This window comes from Aurantibacter crassamenti (assembly GCF_016811105.1).
Taxonomy (GTDB): Bacteria; Bacteroidota; Bacteroidia; order Flavobacteriales; family Flavobacteriaceae; genus Aurantibacter_A; species Aurantibacter_A crassamenti.
The window spans coordinates 2247681-2267612 of record NZ_JAFBGM010000001.1; the positions used below are offsets into that span (position 1 = coordinate 2247681).

Below are 19932 nucleotides of genomic sequence, written 5' to 3' on the forward strand. Positions count from 1 at the left end.
GATAGAACTTATATGAGAATACACTATTTCGCTTTTTTGGTTTTTGCCATTTGTTCTGTAAATGGTTTTTGTCAAGAATGGCAAGCAAATTATGCAACAGCTCTAGCTGAAGCGAATGAACAAAATAAACCCTTACTATTGGTTTTTTCTGGTTCAGATTGGTGTGCACCTTGTATTAAACTCGATAAAGAGATTTGGAAATCTGAAGAATTTATAGCTAATTCTAAATTGAATTATATTCTTTATCGTGCTGACTTTCCAAGAAAAAAAGCTAATAAATTGCCTAAAGATTTAGAGAAGCAAAATAAAGCCTTGGCTGATTCATATAACCCAAATGGACATTTTCCGTTAGTTGTAATACTTAGTAACAAAGAAAAAGTACTTGGGCAGACAGGTTATAAAAAAGTTGAACCTGCAGCATACATTTCACATTTAAACTCTTTTCTTAAGTGAGATTTTATACGACCCTTTTACTGTGTTTTGTCTTTTTTGGACTACAAAGCCAACAAAAATATGTCTCGTCGCATAAATCCATCAAATTAATGGGTAGCCGATTTGAGATTACTGTAGTATCTACAAATGAAGAACTTGGTCATATTAATATTGAAGAAGCCATTGCTGAAATTACACGAATTGAGAAATTAATTTCTGCATGGAATCCTGATTCAGAAACTTCACTGATAAATAAAAATGCAGGTATAAAACCTGTTAAGGTAAGTTTAGAACTTTTTAATTTAATTGAACGTGCCAAACAATTATCTAATCTCACTGATGGTGCATTCGATATTTCGTATTCTTCATTAGATAAGGTTTGGAGGTTTGATGGTAGTATGAAAGATATACCCACAAAGGAGCAGATTAAAAATTCAATTTCAAAAATTGGGCATGAGAAAATCATTTTAGATACAAAAGCTCAGACCGTATTTTTAAAGCAAAAGGGGATGAAAATTTCTTTTGGGGCTATGGGTAAAGGCTATGCGGCAGATAAGGCAAAAAGTCTTCTAGTTTCTAAACAGGTAATTGCTGGTATTATAAATGCAGGTGGTGATTTGACAACCTGGGGCACAAAAGCCAGTGGTGAAAAGTGGTTAATAGGTATTGCTAATCCTTTAAATAAAGAGCGAATATTTTCTTGGTTGCCAATTGTAGAATCTTCGGTTGCTACTTCTGGCAATTATGAGAAATTTGTAACTTTTAAAGGTAAGCGTTATTCACATATTATTGATCCTAGAACAGGCTACCCAACTATTGGTATTAATAGTGTTTCAATTTTTGCAAAAGACGCAGAACTTTGTGATGCACTGGCTACAGCAGTTTATGTAATGGGCACAGAAACTGGACTTTCGTTAATTAATCAATTGGCAAATACCGAGGTGATAATTGTTGATGACAAAAATAAAATGTTTAAGAGCGATGGAGTTTTGTTTGAAACCAATCCGTGAAAAGCAAGTTGAATTATTATTTAGCTTTAAATTTAAATAATGAGATATTATATTCTTTTAGCCTTGTTTCTTCTCTCTTTCACTTCATGTGTGGTAGTAAAAGAATATGAAAAGGCCTATGTGAATGATGAAGAGATGCAGTTGTCGGCAAAAAACTGTGAGCGCTTTGAAACCAATTTTCAAATATACAGAGAAGGTGCCTCTGGTGCTAATGGTGGTAGGTCAGGTGGTGGTTGTGGATGTAATTAATATTTTTTATGTGTGCCCTATATAAACAATAAACAACTCGATTTTTGAAAAATATCCTTAGTATAATGTTGATTTCGTGCAGTTTTTTTGGCTTCTGCCAACAAGATTCAACGGGGTATAAAAAAAGAGTGTTAGAGGCTGCTGAAATTGATTTGCTTTTTAGTTATTACAATCAAGATGGTCAAAATGCGGCGGTAACAGGGGGTGAAGGTTCAGAGCAGTTGTCAGATGCAACTTCAAGTATTGTTGTGCAATTGCCTTTAAATGAAGATGATATTCTCACAATTGATACGGGAATTTCAGCTTATACTTCGGCTTCATCTAGTAATGTGAATCCGTTTGATGGTGATGTGAATAGAATAGCAAGTCCGTTTAGTGCTTCATCGGGTGCATCGCAACAAGATGTTTTAGCACATTTTAATCCAACCTATCAGCACAGCTCAGATAATAGAAATTCAACCTATAATGTAAATGCCTATATCGCTTCAGAATATGATTATTTTTCTTTAGGATTTGGAGCTGGTTACACGCGTTTATTCAATGAAAAAAATACGGAGTTATCGTTAAGGGGAAAAGTTTATTTAGATAAATGGAATCCGCAATATCCGATTGAATTGCGAGCTGGATTTTTTGATAGCAGAATAACGGGTAACGGTACCTATACCAATCAATTTAGTACTTTTGAAAATGAAAACCGCAACTCATTTGCGCTTTCATTAGGCCTCTCACAGATTTTAAGTGAAAAGGTGCAAGGGTCAATTTTTATGGATGTTGTTGCCCAAAATGGTTTGCTAAGCACACCATTTCAACGCGTTTATTTTAATGACACGGCTGACTTTTTTATTCAAGATTTTCAGTTAGCTGATGATGTAGAGCGATTGCCTGATTCACGTTTGAAATTTCCTATCGGTGCAAGATTAAATTATTTTGTTAGTGACGCAATTGTTTTACGAACGTATTATCGGTTTTATACGGATGATTGGGGCTTAAGCTCACATACGGCTAGCATTGAGATTCCTATTAAATTGAGTGATTCCTTCACTCTTTATCCAACATATCGTTTTTACAATCAAACCGCAGCAGACTACTTTTTTGAAAAAGAAGAGGCGCTTTCTACTTATGAATTTTACACATCAGATTATGATCTTTCAAAATATGATGCCCATCAATATGGATTAGGTTTTCGGTATCGAGATATTTTTACACGTACAAAACTGTTAGGTTTTGGTCTAAAGGCGATAGATTTGCGGCTTGTTAATTACAATCGTAGCAATGGATTAAATGCTTTTATAGTTAGTTTAGGTACTACTTTTGTTGTAGATTAAATATTCTAAAATACCTTCAGTAGAAATACTTACAAAAATCGTAAATTCGCAGTCCAACATTTCTCCCTAGATGATAGATAAATTAAATGTAGTTAAGCAGCGTTTTGATGAGGTTTCTGACCTTATTATTCAACCTGATGTAATATCAGATCAAAAACGCTATGTTCAATTAACAAAAGAATACAAGGATCTCAAAGATTTGATAGACAAGCGTGAAGTGTACATTGAATTAACAAACAATATTGCAGAGGCTGAAGAAATTATTTCAGATGGTAGTGATGCTGAAATGGTAGAAATGGCTAAAATGCAACTAGAAGAAGCTAAATCTAGTATTCCGAAACTTGAGGAGGAAATAAAATTAATGTTGATTCCTAAAGACCCTGAAGACGCTAAAGATGTTGTTGTTGAAATTCGTGCTGGTACGGGTGGTGATGAAGCTAGTATTTTTGCTGGGGATTTATATCGAATGTATACAAAGTACTGTGAATCAAAAGGTTGGAAAACAAATGTTATTGATTTAAGTGATGGTACTAGTGGTGGTTTTAAAGAGATACAATTTGAAGTATCTGGTACAGATGTTTATGGTACACTAAAATTTGAGGCTGGGGTACATCGTGTTCAAAGAGTTCCACAAACAGAAACTCAAGGAAGAGTGCATACTAGTGCTGCAACTGTAATGGTGTTACCTGAAGCAGAAGATTTTGATGTACAGATTGATCCAAAAGATGTTCGTATAGATTTTTTCTGTTCATCGGGTCCGGGTGGGCAATCAGTAAATACAACATACTCTGCGGTTCGTTTAACCCATATTCCAACAGGATTAGTTGCCCAATGTCAAGATCAAAAATCACAACATAAAAACAAAGACAAAGCATTTCGTGTTTTGCGATCAAGGTTATATGACCAAGAACTAGCGAAGAAACAAGAGGAAGACGCAGCCAAGAGAAACTCACAAGTAAGTAGTGGTGACCGTTCTGCTAAAATTAGAACATACAATTACCCGCAGGGTAGGGTAACAGATCACCGTATCGGTCTTACTTTGTATGATTTGCAAAATATAATCGACGGTGATGTGCAAAGAATAATTGATGAGCTTAGTCTTGTAGAGAATACTGAAAAATTGAAAGAAGCATCTGAAATTTTCTAATTAAAATTCGGATTGCTACAAACCAATTGTATTGGTTGTAAAATTTGACCTAACCAAACCACTGACGCAGTTCAAAGCTATATTACGTAATGACGACCAAACAATTAGTAGAACAAATTCATAAGAAAAAGTCTTTTCTCTGTATAGGGCTTGATACTGATTTAGAAAAGATTCCTGCACATTTACTTCAAGAAGAAGACCCCATTTTTGCATTTAACAAAGCTATCATTGATGCTACGCATCATCTTTGTGTGGCGTACAAGCCAAATATTGCTTTTTATGAAGCTTACGGAATGAAGGGGTGGCTTGCCTTGCAGAAAACAATTGAATATTTAAATGAAAAGCATCCAGAGATATTTACTATTGCTGATGCAAAAAGAGGTGATATTGGTAATACATCAACAAGATATGCAAAAGCATTTTTTGAAGAGTTAGGTTTTGATTCGCTTACTATTGCACCGTATATGGGTCGTGATTCTGTTGAGCCCTTTTTAGAATTTACAGATAAGCATACCATTTTGTTAGCATTGACGTCAAATGATGGTGCATTTGATTTTCAGACCAAAATTGTTAATGGTACAGAATTATATAAAACGGTAATTGAAGTATCGAGAACGTATCAGAACTGTGAAAACCTGATGTATGTTGTAGGTGCTACTAAAGCTAGTTACCTTGCTGAAATTCGTAAGATTGTTCCTGATAGTTTTTTACTGGTGCCAGGTGTAGGTGCACAAGGTGGTAATCTTTTTGAAGTATGCCGTTATGGTATGAACAAAGACGTTGGCCTTTTGGTGAATTCTTCTCGTGGAATTATTTACGCATCTAAAAATGAAGACTTTGCAGAAGCTGCTGCCAAGAATGCTGAAAAACTACAGCAAGAAATGGAAACAGAATTGAAGAATTATTTCAATTAAGCTTAAACCAAATTTTCTAAAACCTTTTGAATTTTTTTCGCTTTTTGCTCGAAGTACTCACTAAGGTTTGTATTAGACGAAGCTCTGTCTGAAAATATTTGATATTGATATTCTAAAAGTGCAATAGCTTGTTCACCAGTTGTCATTGGGGTAATTGCGCCTACTTTGCAATATTGCTTTTCCATAGTTGTCATATTATACTTTGTAAATATACGGGCGAAACTAGTTTTTGGATGTATTTAATCGATATACAGGTTAAAATTTAGTTCATTTGATAATTTTTTAACCTTTAGATGATGATATGCTCAAAGTCCACAATCTTTGTTCATTAATTATTGATGCATTTCGTCGAGTATGTCAAAAGATTTAATACATTGCGAAGCTATCGTTTAGATTCATAGACTAGAACACTATGCTTAAATACACGACATATCAACATGATACTTCAGACACTTGGGTAACCTTTGTACATGGTGCGGGGGGTAGTTCATCAGTGTGGTTCAAACAGGTTAAGGCATTTAAACAAAATTTTAATGTTCTTTTGTTGGACTTGCGTGGTCATGGAGATTCAAAACCAGATTTTGACGATGCTAAAATAGATACCTATACTTTTGACTCATTGACGAATGATATTATTGAAGTCATTGACTATGAAAAAATTGAGAAATCTCATTTTATTGGAATCTCTTTAGGCACTATATTGATTCGTAACATTGCAGAAAAATTTCCGGATCGTGTGCAGAGTATGGTTTTAGGTGGAGCTGTAATGAATCTTAATTTTCGATGGAAAGTTTTAATGGGGGTTGGTAAAACCTTTAAGTCAATAGTGCCGCATTTATGGTTGTACAGAATGTTCTTTTTTGCAATAATGCCGTATAGCAATCATAAAGAATCTAGAACCTTACTTATTAAGGAAGCCAGAAAGTTATACCAAAATGAATTTCTACGTTGGTTTAAGTTGTCTTCAGAAGTGAATCCTTTGCTTTCAATTTTCAGAAACAAGGATATTAAAATTCCAACTTTATATGTAATGGGTGGTGAAGATTATCTTTTTCTACCTGCCGTTAAAAAATTAGTTCAAAAGTCAGCTACTGCAAGTTTGTTGCTTATAGAACATTGTGGTCATGTGGTAAATGTTGAAGAATCACAGCTTTTTAATAACCTAGTAATTGGTTACGTTTCACAACCTCAATAATCATTCAATTTTACTTCATTTTCAGCACAAAGTTTTGTTGGTGTAACTATTTGAAATAAAAAAACCGGTGCTCCCACCGGTTTTAACTAACTAACTCAAAAAATACTAACTCAAATAATTTTTTTATGGCTTACTATACCATTGTTCTTTATTAAATAACGGCCTATATATATTATTATTGCAGCGCGTAGGGCAAAAGAATGCTATGATATACGTATATTTTAATTGTCTTGAAGAGCAAAAACCTTTTGCAGCAAATCTGTAGTTCTAGAAGATACTTTTGTGCGAATCTCTTTTTCTTCTATTGCAATCATTTTATATACTCCTTTTAGAGCTTCTTGCGTAACATAATCAGTAAGGTCTGGGTTTACTTTTTTTACAAGTGGTATGCTGTTGTACTTATTTATAATATTAGCCCAAATGTCATCGGCACCCACCTTGTCAAAAGAAGATTTGATAACTGGGTTGAATTTGCCGTATAGTGCAGTTTCAGTAGTGTTTGTTAGATACTGTGTAGCAGCGCCATCACCACCCATAAGAATATTTTTAGCATCATTAAAGTTGATACCTTTTACGGCGTTAACAAAAATGGGAGTTGCTTGCCCTACAGCATCTTCCGCTGCGCGATTAATTACTTTTAATCCTTCATCAGCTAAATTGCTAAGTCCGATATCTCTTAGTGTTTTGTCTACTTTTTGTAGCTCGCTCGGTAGCATGATTTTTACAAGTTCATTTTTGTAAAAACCGTCTGTTTTTGTGAGTTTTCTAACTTGTTTGTCTATGCCTAAATCAAGCGCTTCTTTAAGTCCATTTGCAATTTCAGTGTTTCCTAAGCCCTGTTGCGGTAATTGGTTAATTACTTGTTGTAGCTCACCACATGAAATCAATTGAAATGCGATAATAAATATTATGATACTCTTTTTCATGTTTACCTAATTAAACGGGTTTATATTAGGTTACGTAAAAATGATGGTTTTATTGTTGTAGACCATTGTCTTTCGGTTTATATGAAGTTTAATCGCCCTTGATAAAACGATTTTCTCTAAATCTCGGCCTTTAGCAATAAAATCTTTAATGCTATGCGTGTGAGAAACAGTGGTGACATCTTGTTCTATAATTGGGCCTGCATCAAGATCTTCTGTCACATAATGGCTTGTAGCACCAATAATTTTTACACCACGTTCAAATGCTGCATGATATGGTTTGGCGCCTGCAAAAGCGGGTAAAAATGAGTGGTGAATATTAATAATTTTGTTAGGAAACTCTTCAATGAGGTTTGGGGTGATAATTTGCATGTAACGTGCAAGTACAACAAAATTAACCTGATGTTCTTTTAAAAGTCTTAATTGTTCTTGCTCAGCATTCTCTTTGGTTTGAGCAGTTACTGGAATATGATGAAAATCGATTCCAAATTGTTGTGCTATCTCACTTAGTTCGGTGTGATTACTAATTATAAACGGTATTTCAACATTTAGTTCACCGGATCGGTATCTGCTAAGTAGGTCATAAAGACAGTGATTGTACTTTGATACGAAAATAGCCATTTTAGGGCGTACATCATCTGAATGTAGATTCCATTCCATTGCGTAGGTCTGCGCTAAGTCTCTATCAAATGCTTGTTCAAAAGCTACTAATGAGGTTGATTCAGCGAAATCACTTTCAAGTCGCATAAAGAACACGCCTGACTGCTTGTCAACATGTTGGTCAAGATATATGATATTACCCCCATGTGAATGTATGAAGCCTGTTACTGCACAGATGATACCCGATTGGTCTGGGCAATGAATAAGTATTGTTGTTTTCATTCCGAAATTAATTAGCACTCAAAATTATGACATAATTAATATGAAACGAAGAAATAAAGTGTTTATGATATTTGAAATTGCTTTAGCAAGACCTAATTTAAAGTCGATCATCGCTAAGTAATGACCTGCGCCACTTTTTAAAAGAGCTTCTAAATGTTGCAACTTCTACTCTAAGTAAGTTTAAATATTCTTTCTCTTTTACACCGTCATGTTCCAACCCATTACAATATGAATTAATGTTACGAATCATTATATTGATATAGCTCGTGTTTCTAAGACGTTCAGTTCTGCAGCTGGTATTTTCAGCCAATGCTATTTTTTGAGGAATTAATATGGCATCGGTCAAAATAGAATCTGCAATGATATCTCTAAGGCTATTTGATTTATAAAGTTTAAGTAAATCTTTATTTAAAGAAACATACGAAGCAATCTCCCTGCTCATTTCGCATAGGGCAAGAGACCTTCTGTAAACCGGTACGGTTCTAAGATTTTGTGATGGCATAATAAATAGCAATTTCTATTATAAAGTTACGACCAAAAACAGATTAGTGTGTTTAGAATCAATAGCAATTTTGTAATTTAGCTATTGATTGTAAACTATTTAACAATTTTAGCTTTGAAAGAAAAGATTGACGATTTAAACTGGAAAATATTAGAATGCCTACAGGTAAATGCTAGAGAATCTTTTGCTAATATTGGTCGAAAGGTAGGCTTGACTCCGCCGGCAGTTGCTGAGCGAATAAAGAAATTAGAAGATCTTGAAATCTTAACAGGGTATCATGCAGTAGTGTCTCATTCAAAAACAGGTCACGCACTAAGAGCAATAATTACAGTAAGGGCTTTTATGGGGAAACTAAAACCCTTTTTAGCCTTAGTAGATTCATTAAAAGAGGTTGTAAACTGCTATAGAATTACTGGTAATGAGAATATTATAATGGAGGTAGTGTTTGTGGATCAGTTTCATCTTGAAAAATTCATTGATAAACTAATACAGTATGGAGAAACGCGTACACATATTATTTTGTCAGAAGTTGTATCAAGAGCTCCTATCCAAAAAGGATAAATAAGTATATTTAAAAGAATTTTTAGTTTTTAGCAAGAATGGTTTAATAGTAAATTCTTTAAGTTGTGGATTTTTTGGACAAAGGAAACGAGTATTTTCAAATAGCATTAGACAAAGCAGTTTTTTATTTACCTAGAATTATAATTGCTGGTTTTATTTTATGGATTGGCTTTAGAATAGTAAAAAAGTTGGTTCAGTTGGTTGGTGCTGCACTTGAACGTACAGGTTTTTCAGAAACCCTACGACCATTTTTATCTTCAACAGTAAGTATCATTTTAAAAGGAGCTGTGCTTTTTGCTATTGCTTCTGTTTTGGGGGCAGACCTAACAGGTCTAGTAGCTATTTTGGCGGCGGCAGGTTTTGCAGTGGGCATGGCGTTACAAGGTAGTTTGGGTAACTTTGCTTCAGGAATTCTAATTTTAACCCTGAAACCTTATAAGATTAATGATTGGATTCAGGTAGAAGATAAATTCGGAAGAGTAGAAGAAATAGGAATATTTAGTACAGATGTATTGACTCCAGGAAATAAAATTCTAATAATACCGAATTCGAAAATAACGGATACAGTAGTCACTAATTTTTCTGAGAAAGGAATGATTCGTTTAGAGCTTGAGGTAACAATGCCTTATGAAGAAAGTTTTTCAAGGGTGAAAGATATCATCGAAAAAGCTTTAGATGGTGTTTCACTAATTTTAGAAGATCCAAAACCCGAAATAGGGATTATAAACTTTGATTCGCACAACATACAATTAACAGTGAGGCCTTATGTACTACCTGATAATTTTTGGGAAGTTACTTTTGCTTGTAATAAAGCGATTAAAAAAGCATTTAGTGAAAATGCAGTAAAAGTTGCTTATTCTGAAGGGGTAGAAATAGGTTTGATAGGGGAGTAGTATGCTGCAATAAAGAGTATTTGCATTTTTTATGATAAAGCCTCTGTTTGAGCAGTAATAATTTGGCTAGATTTTTGATGTTTCAATTGATATGAAAAATATTTTACTTTTAATTGTATTGACCGTTTCTATTTCTGTAACAGGTCAGCAACTTGTTTTAAAGAAAGGTGTAGTAATAGATTCCGTCATGGTAACGGATACCATTCCTCAAAGTTTTTCACTTTATTTACCCAGGGCATTTGAAATGAGTAAAAGCTGGCCGGTTGTTTTCGTTTTTGACACTGACGGTAAAGGTGAAAAAGCACTAAAGTTATTAGCGCCTGCTGCTGAGAAAAATGGTTACATTTTAGCGGCTTCCAATGATATTAGAGATAGTCTTTCCATTACTAAAAATATAATAATAGCAAACAGAATGTTTAATTCTGTGTTTGAAATTTTACCAATAAAAAGAAATAGAAGTTATACAGCTGGTTTTTCGCAAGGCGCAAGATTAGCTTCTGTAGTACCTACATTTGTCAATAACATAAGTGGAGTTTTATCATGTGGCGCCTCGGTCGCAAACACTGAAGTTCTGTCTACAAAAAAACCATTCCATTTTATAGGCATTGTAGGTGATAAAGATTTCAACTATCCTGATATGTTGGTGACGGAAAAGTTATTGAATAGATTGAAGTTTCCGAATCAATTGTTGGTTTTTGACGGTGGACATGAATGGCCATCTTCAGAATACCTTTCTAAGGCACTTGAGTATTTTACGCTGGCTGCGATGACTAAGGATGAAACTATTGCAAATAGCGAATTCATAAGTTCAATTTTTAGTAGTAACCTAGGTGAAGTTAGTGGTTTGCTTACGCAAAATAAAAAGTTGATTGCAGATCATAGGCTAAGTCAAATGCTGCGGGTTTACAAAGATGTTGGGTACGTAGATACGATAAAAGCAACGCAGAAATCATTACGAAGAAGTAAAGATTATAAGGTGTATAATCGCATGAAAAATGCGGTTATATTTAAAGAAAACTTGATTAAAGATGATTACGATTATTATCTTGAAGAAGATATTCTTACTTATAATTATAACAACCTAGGCTGGTGGGCTTTTCAAAAAGAAGAGCTTGGTAAATTTGAAAAAAGCACGAATATTTTTGAACGAAATATGGGTGTTCGCCTTGAGGGATATTTGAATGCTTTGATTGAAGATAATTTATATATTATTAAGCAATCTGAGGGAAATACAGATGAAGAGGCGTTAAATTTTTTATGGATGCTCAAGACTATTATAGCTCCTAAGGATTATGAAAGTTATTTAAATGTAATTTCATATAATGCAAAGGTTAGCGATAATGATACGGCACTTTTTTATCTTGAAGAATTATTAAAACAAGGGTATTCAGATAAAGAAAAACTATACGCATTAGAAAACACAACTTTATTTAGAATTACGCCAGAGTTTAATGAGCTAATTGCAAAATATTTGAAAGAAGCCAGATATGATATCATACAAGAGTAGGTATTGATAGTTTGATTCTTTTTTTTATCTAAAATAAAATTATTTTGAAAGGCGTTTTGGTAATCATTTCATATAGATTCTTGCTTGTAATGATAAACAGGTAGTAGTAAAAGCATGAACTAATAATACGCGATTAATTGTATTTTTGATGCTAAACTTTTCTAATGGATTTTTATAAGTATTGTTTAATAGTATGTATGTCAATCACGCTGTTTGTTGGCTGCAAACAGAAAAAAAAGTATCATGATGTTGCTGCAAAAGAGGTTGTTCAACCCCAAACCGATGCAATTGCTGATATTTTAAATTTTCAAAAAGAGCTAAATGAAGAATATCGAAACCCAGAAACATCTCCGTTGCCAGATCGATTTCGAAAAGATTTCGTGAGTCTAGATTTTTTTGAGCCTGATACGAATTATATAGTTACTGCAAAATTTACCCGAACGCCCGAGGCACTACCTTTTTTAATGCCAACAAGTACAGGTAGAAATTCTAAAGAGGTGGTGTATGGAATATTATCATTTTCGCTTAATGGTAAGAACCATAAGTTAGAAGTATATCAAAATGAAGAGTTGATAGAAAAAGAAGGTTTTGAAGATTATTTGTTTTTGCCTTTTACTGACAGAACAAATAGTGAAGAAACATATGGTGGTGGTAGATACATTGATTTGAAATTGCCAAATTCAGACCAAATGATAGTAGATTTTAATAAGGCGTATAATCCGTATTGCGCTTATAATAAAAAATATTCTTGTCCTCTTGTTCCCAGCGTTAATGCTTTAAATACTAAAATATTAGCTGGTGTAAAGGATTTTAAAAAAGGGAAAAAGTAAAACCCCGATGTAAATACCTCTAAAAACATCGGGGTCACTTAAAACTCAAACTAGATAATCAACCAACTATTTTAGAAAGAGTATATAGCAGCTAAAGTGAATGCAGCTAAACTATCAGATGCAGCACCGTCGCTATCGGTAAAGCCATCTTTAATACTATCCAATCTAAATTCTGGTTTTAAGATGAAATTCTCAAGTGAGTAGCTGCCTGTAAGTGTAATAGCGGTAATATCATCATAATCATCACCACCATTTACAGTTGCAGCAAAATATTCCCCTCTTAATCCAATAGAGAAAGCATCAGAAGTAGCTATTTGTGGGTAAAGTGCAACACCATAGAATCCAGTATCTTCTGCACTATTAGTATCGTAAGCAGCGTTTATTCCTAAGAAGAATGAATCTGAGATATCAAATCCACCTGTAAAATCTATCTCAGTACCTAGACCACCATTTTTACCACTATCATAGTAAAAGTTTAAATATTGTCCGTAGAAACCTAATTGAGCTCCTACAGAATATTCGCCTGTTGTAGTGATATCATTAGTATCCCATGGATTCATTATACCAACCATTAAGCTAAAATCATCAGATAAAGCAAAATCTGCTTTAAGGCCCATATGAGAGAAAGGTCCGCTAGAGAATAAATAAGAAGTACTGTAGTTAAAGTTTGCTTGAGGTGCGATTACTTCATATCCTAAGAATGTATTAAAACGACCCATTGTTAAGGTTGTACTTTCTGAAACATTCCAGTAAACATAAGCCTGATTTACAATACCATCTACGATGTCAGAGTTAAAAGTTGCTCCGGCACCTCTTGGTCCTACAACTAAATCAAGCACTGCACCAACTTTACTAGTACCATAACTAGCAATTAAATTACCCATACCTAAGGCAAAACCAGTTTGGTTTGCAAACGCTGTTCCTGGATCGGTTGAGGCTAAACCTGCATCGTTAAAAGCAGTTCTGTAGTAGGCATCAACACTACCACTAAATTCAAGTGCTGGTTTTGATTCTTCATCTTCTTGAGCAAATACTACAGTAGAAACACAAAGTGCGAGTGCTAGTGTAAAAATATTTTTTAAGAACTTTATATTTGTTATAGCTTTCATAATTTATATTTTAATTGTCCCTTTAGGGGTGATTGTTTAATTGAGCCTACTATTGGTAGGTAAATTGATTGTTGAAAGTTTTATTAACGGAGCGTTCTGCAAAACGCTCCGTTTTTTATATTTTAAATTAATTAGTCATTTGTGAAATCAGGGTATGCATCCATTCCGTGTTCGTGAATATCAAGACCTTCAATTTCTTCTTCTTTTGAAACTCTTAGTCCCATAATGGCTTTAAGTGTGCCTAGAATAATTAGAGAGGTGATTACACAGAATGCACCAACAATTACTACTCCGTAAAATTGAGTTAGTAGTTGCTCACCACCAGCTTTAGCTCCAAAAATACCAACAGCTAAAGTTCCCCAGATACCACAAATTAAGTGTACTGCAATAGCACCAACTGGATCATCTAATTTTAGTTTGTCTACTAAGGCAACACCGCCTACAATAATAAGACCAGCAAGGAAACCGATAACAACAGCTTCATTAGGTGACATTAAATCTGCACCCGCTGTTATACCTACCAAACCACCTAAGATTCCGTTTAAGAACATAGTTAAATCCAAGTTTTTATATAACACTGTAGATAGCAAGAATGCTCCGAAACCACCTGCTGCAGCTGCTAAACTTGTAGTTACCAGTACTAATGAAGTTAATTCTGGATCTGCTGAAAGTACTGATCCCCCGTTAAAGCCAAACCAGCCTAACCATAGAATTAAAACACCTGCAGTTGCCATAGGTATGCTGTGACCTGGTATTGCCTTTGGTTTTCCGTCTTCACCGAATTTTCCAATTCTAGAACCTAATAAAGCAACAGCAACTAAGGCAGCCCATCCACCAACTGAATGTACTAAAGTTGAACCTGCGAAATCATAGAATCCCCATGAATCTAAAAATCCACCACCCCATTTCCATGCGCCTACAATTGGGTAAACCAATCCTACGTACACAACAGTGAAAATCATAAAGGCTCCAATTTTAATACGTTCTGCAACAGCACCTGAAACAATTGTTGCTGCTGTAGCTGCGAACATTCCTTGAAAAAGGAAGTCTGTCCACCACGTATAACCACCATCTGCATATTCAGGTGTCATTCCATTTTCTGGGGCTGCTATTCCAAAACCAGCAAAACCGAAAATTCCTGCATCACCATCTTCAAAACCTGGGTACATCATGTTAAATCCCCAAGCATAATAAAGTAAAAGACCACCTGTAATAATGAAGATGTTCTTGAAAAGTATGTTAATTGTATTCTTTTGTCTGGTTAAGCCAATTTCTAAAAAGGCAAAACCCGTATGCATGAAGAAAACTAATGCTGTTGCTAGCATCATCCATACATTATTCGCTGTAAATAATCCTGCGTCCATAATTATAATAATTTAGTCAGTTTAAAAATTTAGTTGATTCCGGCGTGACCGCTCTCTTTTGTTCGTATTCTATAAGCTTCAATAATCTCTGAAACAAAGATTTTACCATCACCTACGTTACCTGTATAAGCAGCTTCAAGTAGTGTTTCCACTGTTTTATCTAGAAACTCATCAGATACTACAATAGACAAGTATCTGCGTTGAATGTCAGAAGTGCTATAAGAGATGCCACGATAAACATGACCTTGCTTTTCATTTCCTACTCCAGTTACATCCCAGTAACTGAAAAAGTTTACCTCAATTTGATGCAATGCCTTCTTGACATCGTCAAATTTGGATTTTCTAATAATTGCTTCAATCTGTTTCATTTTATTTAAAGGTTTTTAAAAGAGACCGGGTACGGTCTCATTGGTTAAATATTCAGTTTAATTATGGCAAATATTATAGATATAAATAACATACCCTAAAAAAATAGGGGTATCTGTATAATTTTTATGAGATTAATATAATTATACCCTTAATTTTGAGGGTATCGATAAAATAATATGATAAAAATATAGTTAAAGGGGGTGAAATGATGGGGTGAAGATGTGAAAATTGTAAATTTTACAAATTATCAGTAGTTTTTTTGAATGAAATTTGAATTGTAAGAAAGGTATTAGCTTATAGCAGCTAAAAAAAAGAGAAAGTTTGGTGAAAGAGTAGGGGCTAAGTCAACTTAGAAAGCCAAAGCCCAAGCACAACGGCAAGAATGCCAACAGCAATGCTAGAGATAGTGTAAATAGAAAAGTTTAAATACTCACCAGCGGTTAATAAAGTGTGTTTTTCAAAAGCAAAAGTGGAGAAAGTAGTAAAGCCTCCGCAAAATCCGGTTGCTAATAATAGGGTGTGGTTTTGGTTTAAGTAATTATTTTTAGCACTAATGCCTAAAACAATACCAATAATTAAACAACCTAATATATTTACTAAAAAAGTACCTAAGAAGAAATGTTGAAAATAACCATTGAAAGTTTTCGCTATTAAATAACGCAATACACTACCTAATCCTCCGCCTAAAAAAACAAGTAGTAATTGTTTCATTCGCGAAAAATACGATAATTAATAAGAAATAGAAATGGAAAATAAATATAGAAAAAGGTGACTACCTTAAACTTTAATATAAAATACGAAGGTGTACTTTAAATAATCTCCTTATACTTTGAAGACGTAAAGTTCACTCGATACGCTTTAGAAATAACGTTATTCATTATTTCTTTTTCAGGTTTTCTCTCTGTTGAATCTACGCTGTTTAAGCTAAATATCATTAAAACTGCGTTTACAGCAATCAATACTAATAATATGCTAAAGAATGTCATCATTTTTTGCCCCTTTTGATAGATAACGCAAAATTAAAGGCTTTTCGTATGAATTAGATGATATATTATTAAATTGTTGTGAAGTTGTTAATTTTTGTGGTGTAGGAATAGTATGGTGTAGTGATCAAATCTATTTTAGCAGGTTTTTGATCACAAATAGTGTTCCTATAAAAATAATAAAGGTAAGTGCAACCCATTTTACACCCTTGTAATTTCTAGCATGTAGTTGACCGTCACCCTTGTATGCGTACCAAATGGCAACTGCAAATACAATTATAAAAAGCACTGCGAAAATGATTTGCCCTTTGCTGAACATATTCCATATTTTTACGCAAAGCTAATTGAAAAACTAAGAATATGAAAAGTAAAATAGACGCAGTTAAATTGTTTCATAAATCATTTGGTTTAGGAATGTCAGAAGTTCAAATCGCCGATTTAGGAGAAGCCAAGAATATGCTTCGATTTAATTTGATGGATGAAGAGAACAAAGAGTATCTAGAAGCGGCTACCAATAATGATATGGTTGAGGTTGCTGATGCGCTAGGGGATATGCTTTATATTTTATGCGGAACCATTATTGAACATGGTATGCAATATAAAATTGAAGAAGTTTTTGAAGAAATACAACGCAGCAACATGAGTAAATTAGGTGCAGACGGCAAACCTATTTACCGAGAAGATGGTAAAGTTTTAAAAGGTCCGAACTATTTTAAGCCTAATATTCAAAATATTTTAGAGAAAAAATAGCATGAAAACTTCTTGATTTAGTCGTTAGTAAGCGCTTCAAAAATTACTTTTTTATCAGCAAACCATTGTTGCATTGCGCCTGGTTTTTGCATTAAATCTTTCATAGCACCCATTGCAGCTAGGTGAGCAGCGTCGCCTGAAAGAAACATTTCGGTTCCATGCTTTTTACTCATTTCGGCAATTTCTTCAAAAGTATCTGCCTGAAATTTCATTTCACAAGCGCCGCCTAATTGATTGCAAGTCATTGTTTTCATAGTATTGATTTATGATTAAAAAAATGAAGTTTAAAACCCTAATAAAGGTAGTTGTTTAATTTTATGGTAGGTCAATGCCATTTTTATACACTGTTTCATTTCCTTCTCTGGTACCTTGTCATTTAATTTAAAAACAATCGCTCTGGTTCCTTCATATATAAATTTGTCTTTAAATATGGTCTTGAAGGTAGTAACTAGTTTTGATGTGCATTTGAAATACATTGCGTATTGATCCGGACTCTTTGCTTTCCAGTCCATGCGTAAGGTACTACCGTGTTTGGTTAAGTAGCTAGGTTCTCCCCATTTTAATGTTTCTTCTATTGTTTGCAGACTTTCAATTTCTGATGCAGATTCTAATATTAAAGCTCTAAGTCGATTCATTTGAGGTAATACCGTTGCAGGATATTTATCAAAAACAGATTTCACTTTTGGGTCAGAGATACATTTCATTCGTTGGCTTCTGTGGTATTAGGAGTTGTTCTATGTGCCGTAAACAGCATATGAAGATTGAATTGAATTAACCTTTATGAGAATAAATATAATCAAAATCTATGGTCAATTGAAACCAAAGTTACTAGAAGAAAACTCTTAAAGTCAATATTTTACTGTGGATTTCTAGCCTTAAGTGACCCAAATGCTACGAACACTAAAAAGGCTAATCCCAACCAACCTAATAATTGGTATGAATTAAAAGTGCTAAAACATAAGCTAAAAATACTAGGTGCTAAGGCGCTTGCTAAAATTAAAAACGACATTACTTTACCGGTAATTGCGCCTAAATGTTCGCGACCATAAAAACGGGGCCAAGCAATTGTGTTGAGTACAGCAAAGAAACCGCTCATCATTCCAAAACCAGTAACCAATAATGGAATACCCGCAGCAGTTGGTAAATATAAAAATCCTATTGATGCCACAATGCCACCACAAATCATAAGATATAAATACAAGCGTAATTGCAAATAGTCGCTCAAAAAATTTGCTAGTGTAGAAATTGATACAGCTACAACTGATGCTGGCAAAAAGATTGAAATAGCATCTTCTTTCGGAAAACCTTCACTTTTAAATATTGAAACAATATGAAAAGTTAAACCTGTTATAAAAAAACTATTAAATGATAGCATAAGGGCATACATCCAAAAGGCACGAGTAGATTTAGCTTCTTTTAAAGTAAACTGTTTTCGATCTGTTGCTATTTTGGCTTCAGCTTTTGATATCTCTTTGACTCCATCAGGCAAAAGTCCGAACTCTTCTGGATTATTTTTAAAAAGAATGAAAATTAGTACACTTGCGACTAGTAAGCTAAATCCTAAAAACTGCCAGGCCCCTTGCCATCCTTCATTTTCGATGAGGTAGTTAATCCATAGCGGAGAGGACGAAAATCCGAATGAAAGCGCAACACTACTAAATGAATTGACTTTTCCTCTGTTTTTGTCAAACCAAATCATGATAACATTTCGAGACGCCATGGTTAAAACACCTTGACCTGCAAAACGCAATAAGAAGAATAACAAAGTCATTATGGTAAATGGTATAAGCCAAGTGTCCTGATTCAATATTTCTTTAAAAAAAGTACTCATATGTACAGACCACGAACATAAAAAGAGCGCCACTGCCAAAACTATTGCAGCACAGAAAGCTACCCACCGTGCGCCATATTTATCAAACCAAACGCCTGCACGACCAATAACTAAGGAGCTAGCAATAGTACCAATCATGTATGCATTACTAAATTGATTTCTGGATAGTCCTAATGCATCTTTTACGGGATCCGTAAAAACAGAAACACCAATGGTTTGCCCGGGTATACTGCAATAGATTCCTATTGTACCCATCAATAGAATAACATAACCATAAAAAATGGGACTTTCAGCTGGGTTTACCAGTGTAAAGCGTTTGGAATGTGGAATTGCTTTGTCTTTTATCGCGTTAGAAGTTTGCGAAATTACAAAATTAAGAACGGATTTGTATTCTGTTTCACTTATATAAACTTGCCCACATTGTATATAGATGCCCAACCTAAGGTTAAACAAGCGTGTTTAAATGAATACAAACGTTTACAAACGAAAGTAATTATTTTACAACCGAATCACTGTTAAAAGGCATTGTATGTTTGCATCGTCAAGTTATAGTAGCTTGATTGTATTAACTGTTTAACATTAAATTATTTATTATGAACGCACTTAAAAATTCAGTACAGTTGATTGGACACCTAGGACAAGACCCAGAAATTGTAAAACTTTCAAGCGGTACTAAACTCGCTAAATTTTCAGTTGCAACAAGCGACTCTTATAAGAATGCGCAAGGCGAAAAAGTTGAGGACACGCAGTGGCATAATGTTGTTGCTTGGGGCAAGACAGCAGAAATTGTTGAGAATTATTTAATCAAAGGCAAGCAAGTTGCAGTCGAAGGCAAGTTAACCCACCGGTCTTATGAGACTAAAGAAGGAGAGAAAAGATATATTACTGAAATAAAATGTAATGAGCTTTTGATGTTAGGAAAGTAAATGCCTAGACAATTTACGTTGGTCTCGCTTTAAATTTCAATTGTTGGAATTTAGGCGGGACTTTTTTATGCTGTTCAGATTTTTTGGAGATAGTTTACTTTGTTTTTTATCGATTATAGAATTGCTTTCAATTGTTAGCCATTTAGCTTAGCATCATTTTTTTTGGCTAAGTTAGGCTACAGTTTTTATAAATAAATCTTGTGTTGATTATAGCAGCTTTATGTAACTTA

At 34.1% G+C, this 19932-nt stretch carries 25 protein-coding genes; 13 read left to right on the top strand and 12 right to left on the bottom strand.

The window, feature by feature from the left end; translation table 11 throughout:
* Nucleotides 1-12: 12 nt before the first annotated feature.
* The 6 genes from JQC67_RS09175 to pyrF all read left to right on the top strand — a co-directional run bounded on the left by JQC67_RS09175 (nt 13) and on the right by pyrF (nt 5077).
* Nucleotides 13-453 carry a thioredoxin family protein gene (locus JQC67_RS09175; protein ID WP_203252515.1) on the top strand — a complete coding sequence of 147 codons (441 nt, stop codon included), beginning with the start codon at nt 13-15 and terminating at the stop codon, nt 451-453.
* Between the two features lie 89 nt (nt 454-542).
* A complete protein-coding gene (locus JQC67_RS09180) occupies nt 543-1442 on the top strand; it encodes an FAD:protein FMN transferase (RefSeq protein WP_203252516.1) in 900 nt (299 codons plus the stop codon).
* 39 nt (nt 1443-1481) lie between these two features.
* On the top strand, nt 1482-1691 hold the full coding sequence (locus JQC67_RS09185; RefSeq protein WP_203252517.1) for a DUF4266 domain-containing protein: 210 nt from the start codon (nt 1482-1484) through the stop codon (nt 1689-1691).
* Between the two features lie 65 nt (nt 1692-1756).
* A complete protein-coding gene (locus JQC67_RS09190) occupies nt 1757-3016 on the top strand; it encodes a DUF3570 domain-containing protein (RefSeq protein WP_203253234.1) in 1260 nt (419 codons plus the stop codon).
* A gap of 70 nt (nt 3017-3086) precedes the next feature.
* The gene (gene prfA, locus JQC67_RS09195; protein WP_203252518.1) at nt 3087-4163 is read left to right on the top strand and encodes a peptide chain release factor 1; all 1077 of its coding nucleotides are present in this window, start codon (nt 3087-3089) and stop codon (nt 4161-4163) included.
* Nucleotides 4164-4252: 89 nt separating this feature from the next.
* Nucleotides 4253-5077, top strand: coding sequence for an orotidine-5'-phosphate decarboxylase (pyrF, locus tag JQC67_RS09200; protein WP_203252519.1), 825 nt, complete (start codon nt 4253-4255; stop codon nt 5075-5077).
* Nucleotides 5078-5079: 2 nt separating this feature from the next.
* Here the strand turns inward: pyrF and JQC67_RS09205 are convergent, their stop codons facing one another.
* Nucleotides 5080-5262, bottom strand: a complete 183-nt coding sequence (locus tag JQC67_RS09205; RefSeq protein WP_203252520.1) for a hypothetical protein — start codon at nt 5260-5262, stop codon at nt 5080-5082.
* A gap of 227 nt (nt 5263-5489) precedes the next feature.
* Between JQC67_RS09205 and JQC67_RS09210 the strand changes: the two genes are divergently transcribed.
* A complete protein-coding gene (locus JQC67_RS09210; protein WP_203252521.1) occupies nt 5490-6272 on the top strand; it encodes an alpha/beta fold hydrolase in 783 nt (260 codons plus the stop codon).
* 221 nt (nt 6273-6493) lie between these two features.
* Here the strand turns inward: JQC67_RS09210 and JQC67_RS09215 are convergent, their stop codons facing one another.
* The 3 genes from JQC67_RS09215 to JQC67_RS09225 all read right to left on the bottom strand — a co-directional run bounded on the left by JQC67_RS09215 (nt 6494) and on the right by JQC67_RS09225 (nt 8579).
* On the bottom strand, nt 6494-7198 hold the full coding sequence (locus JQC67_RS09215; protein ID WP_203252522.1) for a DUF4197 domain-containing protein: 705 nt from the start codon (nt 7196-7198) through the stop codon (nt 6494-6496).
* 30 nt (nt 7199-7228) lie between these two features.
* Nucleotides 7229-8077 carry a formyltetrahydrofolate deformylase gene (purU, locus tag JQC67_RS09220; protein WP_203252523.1) on the bottom strand — a complete coding sequence of 283 codons (849 nt, stop codon included), beginning with the start codon at nt 8075-8077 and terminating at the stop codon, nt 7229-7231.
* A 97-nt stretch (nt 8078-8174) separates the two neighbouring features.
* Nucleotides 8175-8579: a hypothetical protein gene (locus JQC67_RS09225; protein ID WP_203252524.1), complete on the bottom strand. Its 405-nt coding sequence runs from the start codon at nt 8577-8579 to the stop codon at nt 8175-8177.
* Between the two features lie 114 nt (nt 8580-8693).
* On the opposite strand from JQC67_RS09225, the gene JQC67_RS09230 reads away from it, so the two are divergent.
* From JQC67_RS09230 to JQC67_RS09245, 4 genes are all read left to right on the top strand, one after another.
* Nucleotides 8694-9140: an Lrp/AsnC family transcriptional regulator gene (locus tag JQC67_RS09230; RefSeq protein ID WP_203252525.1), complete on the top strand. Its 447-nt coding sequence runs from the start codon at nt 8694-8696 to the stop codon at nt 9138-9140.
* 65 nt (nt 9141-9205) lie between these two features.
* On the top strand, nt 9206-10033 hold the full coding sequence (locus JQC67_RS09235) for a mechanosensitive ion channel family protein (RefSeq protein ID WP_317198366.1): 828 nt from the start codon (nt 9206-9208) through the stop codon (nt 10031-10033).
* Nucleotides 10034-10124: 91 nt separating this feature from the next.
* Complete coding sequence (locus JQC67_RS09240; protein WP_203252526.1) at nt 10125-11540, top strand: alpha/beta hydrolase; 1416 nt, start codon at nt 10125-10127, stop codon at nt 11538-11540.
* A 197-nt stretch (nt 11541-11737) separates the two neighbouring features.
* On the top strand, nt 11738-12370 hold the full coding sequence (locus JQC67_RS09245; RefSeq protein WP_238934549.1) for a DUF1684 domain-containing protein: 633 nt from the start codon (nt 11738-11740) through the stop codon (nt 12368-12370).
* Nucleotides 12371-12441: 71 nt separating this feature from the next.
* On the opposite strand, the gene JQC67_RS09250 is transcribed toward JQC67_RS09245, so the two are convergent.
* The 5 genes from JQC67_RS09250 to JQC67_RS09270 form a co-directional block, all read right to left on the bottom strand.
* Complete coding sequence (locus JQC67_RS09250; protein ID WP_203252528.1) at nt 12442-13479, bottom strand: outer membrane beta-barrel protein; 1038 nt, start codon at nt 13477-13479, stop codon at nt 12442-12444.
* Nucleotides 13480-13610: 131 nt separating this feature from the next.
* Nucleotides 13611-14843 (bottom strand): ammonium transporter, encoded by a 1233-nt coding sequence (locus tag JQC67_RS09255; protein ID WP_203252529.1) that lies wholly within the window; start codon nt 14841-14843, stop codon nt 13611-13613.
* Nucleotides 14844-14872: 29 nt separating this feature from the next.
* Nucleotides 14873-15211 (bottom strand): P-II family nitrogen regulator, encoded by a 339-nt coding sequence (locus JQC67_RS09260; protein WP_203252530.1) that lies wholly within the window; start codon nt 15209-15211, stop codon nt 14873-14875.
* A 340-nt stretch (nt 15212-15551) separates the two neighbouring features.
* On the bottom strand, nt 15552-15923 hold the full coding sequence (gene crcB / locus JQC67_RS09265) for a fluoride efflux transporter CrcB (RefSeq protein WP_203252531.1): 372 nt from the start codon (nt 15921-15923) through the stop codon (nt 15552-15554).
* Between the two features lie 98 nt (nt 15924-16021).
* Complete coding sequence (locus JQC67_RS09270) at nt 16022-16201, bottom strand: hypothetical protein (protein ID WP_203252532.1); 180 nt, start codon at nt 16199-16201, stop codon at nt 16022-16024.
* 354 nt (nt 16202-16555) lie between these two features.
* Between JQC67_RS09270 and JQC67_RS09275 the strand changes: the two genes are divergently transcribed.
* Entirely contained in the window at nt 16556-16945 is a 390-nt protein-coding gene (locus JQC67_RS09275) for a pyrophosphohydrolase domain-containing protein (protein WP_203252533.1), read from the top strand.
* 17 nt (nt 16946-16962) lie between these two features.
* On the opposite strand, the gene JQC67_RS09280 is transcribed toward JQC67_RS09275, so the two are convergent.
* The 3 genes from JQC67_RS09280 to JQC67_RS09290 all read right to left on the bottom strand — a co-directional run bounded on the left by JQC67_RS09280 (nt 16963) and on the right by JQC67_RS09290 (nt 19229).
* The gene (locus JQC67_RS09280) at nt 16963-17199 is read right to left on the bottom strand and encodes a DUF1059 domain-containing protein (RefSeq protein ID WP_203252534.1); all 237 of its coding nucleotides are present in this window, start codon (nt 17197-17199) and stop codon (nt 16963-16965) included.
* Nucleotides 17200-17229: 30 nt separating this feature from the next.
* The gene (locus tag JQC67_RS09285; RefSeq protein WP_203252535.1) at nt 17230-17649 is read right to left on the bottom strand and encodes a DUF1801 domain-containing protein; all 420 of its coding nucleotides are present in this window, start codon (nt 17647-17649) and stop codon (nt 17230-17232) included.
* Between the two features lie 152 nt (nt 17650-17801).
* Nucleotides 17802-19229: an MFS transporter gene (locus tag JQC67_RS09290; protein ID WP_238934552.1), complete on the bottom strand. Its 1428-nt coding sequence runs from the start codon at nt 19227-19229 to the stop codon at nt 17802-17804.
* 140 nt (nt 19230-19369) lie between these two features.
* On the opposite strand from JQC67_RS09290, the gene JQC67_RS09295 reads away from it, so the two are divergent.
* Nucleotides 19370-19702 carry a single-stranded DNA-binding protein gene (locus tag JQC67_RS09295; RefSeq protein ID WP_203252536.1) on the top strand — a complete coding sequence of 111 codons (333 nt, stop codon included), beginning with the start codon at nt 19370-19372 and terminating at the stop codon, nt 19700-19702.
* Nucleotides 19703-19932 lie beyond the last annotated feature (230 nt).

Coding starts and splice junctions, on each gene's coding strand:
- JQC67_RS09190 (WP_203253234.1), top strand. CDS start 1,757: ATGTTGATTTCGTGCAGTTTTTTTGGCTTCTGCCAACAAGATTCAACG.
- JQC67_RS09295 (WP_203252536.1), top strand. CDS start 19,370: ATGAACGCACTTAAAAATTCAGTACAGTTGATTGGACACCTAGGACAA.
- JQC67_RS09280 (WP_203252534.1), bottom strand. CDS start 17,199: ATGAAAACAATGACTTGCAATCAATTAGGCGGCGCTTGTGAAATGAAA.
- JQC67_RS09285 (WP_203252535.1), bottom strand. CDS start 17,649: ATGAAATGTATCTCTGACCCAAAAGTGAAATCTGTTTTTGATAAATAT.
- crcB (WP_203252531.1), bottom strand. CDS start 15,923: ATGAAACAATTACTACTTGTTTTTTTAGGCGGAGGATTAGGTAGTGTA.
- pyrF (WP_203252519.1), top strand. CDS start 4,253: ATGACGACCAAACAATTAGTAGAACAAATTCATAAGAAAAAGTCTTTT.
- JQC67_RS09210 (WP_203252521.1), top strand. CDS start 5,490: ATGCTTAAATACACGACATATCAACATGATACTTCAGACACTTGGGTA.
- JQC67_RS09240 (WP_203252526.1), top strand. CDS start 10,125: ATGAAAAATATTTTACTTTTAATTGTATTGACCGTTTCTATTTCTGTA.
- JQC67_RS09245 (WP_238934549.1), top strand. CDS start 11,738: ATGTCAATCACGCTGTTTGTTGGCTGCAAACAGAAAAAAAAGTATCAT.
- JQC67_RS09250 (WP_203252528.1), bottom strand. CDS start 13,479: ATGAAAGCTATAACAAATATAAAGTTCTTAAAAAATATTTTTACACTA.
- JQC67_RS09215 (WP_203252522.1), bottom strand. CDS start 7,198: ATGAAAAAGAGTATCATAATATTTATTATCGCATTTCAATTGATTTCA.
- JQC67_RS09255 (WP_203252529.1), bottom strand. CDS start 14,843: ATGGACGCAGGATTATTTACAGCGAATAATGTATGGATGATGCTAGCA.
- JQC67_RS09275 (WP_203252533.1), top strand. CDS start 16,556: ATGAAAAGTAAAATAGACGCAGTTAAATTGTTTCATAAATCATTTGGT.
- purU (WP_203252523.1), bottom strand. CDS start 8,077: ATGAAAACAACAATACTTATTCATTGCCCAGACCAATCGGGTATCATC.
- JQC67_RS09185 (WP_203252517.1), top strand. CDS start 1,482: ATGAGATATTATATTCTTTTAGCCTTGTTTCTTCTCTCTTTCACTTCA.
- prfA (WP_203252518.1), top strand. CDS start 3,087: ATGATAGATAAATTAAATGTAGTTAAGCAGCGTTTTGATGAGGTTTCT.
- JQC67_RS09175 (WP_203252515.1), top strand. CDS start 13: ATGAGAATACACTATTTCGCTTTTTTGGTTTTTGCCATTTGTTCTGTA.
- JQC67_RS09205 (WP_203252520.1), bottom strand. CDS start 5,262: ATGGAAAAGCAATATTGCAAAGTAGGCGCAATTACCCCAATGACAACT.
- JQC67_RS09225 (WP_203252524.1), bottom strand. CDS start 8,579: ATGCCATCACAAAATCTTAGAACCGTACCGGTTTACAGAAGGTCTCTT.
- JQC67_RS09260 (WP_203252530.1), bottom strand. CDS start 15,211: ATGAAACAGATTGAAGCAATTATTAGAAAATCCAAATTTGACGATGTC.
- JQC67_RS09270 (WP_203252532.1), bottom strand. CDS start 16,201: ATGATGACATTCTTTAGCATATTATTAGTATTGATTGCTGTAAACGCA.
- JQC67_RS09180 (WP_203252516.1), top strand. CDS start 543: ATGGGTAGCCGATTTGAGATTACTGTAGTATCTACAAATGAAGAACTT.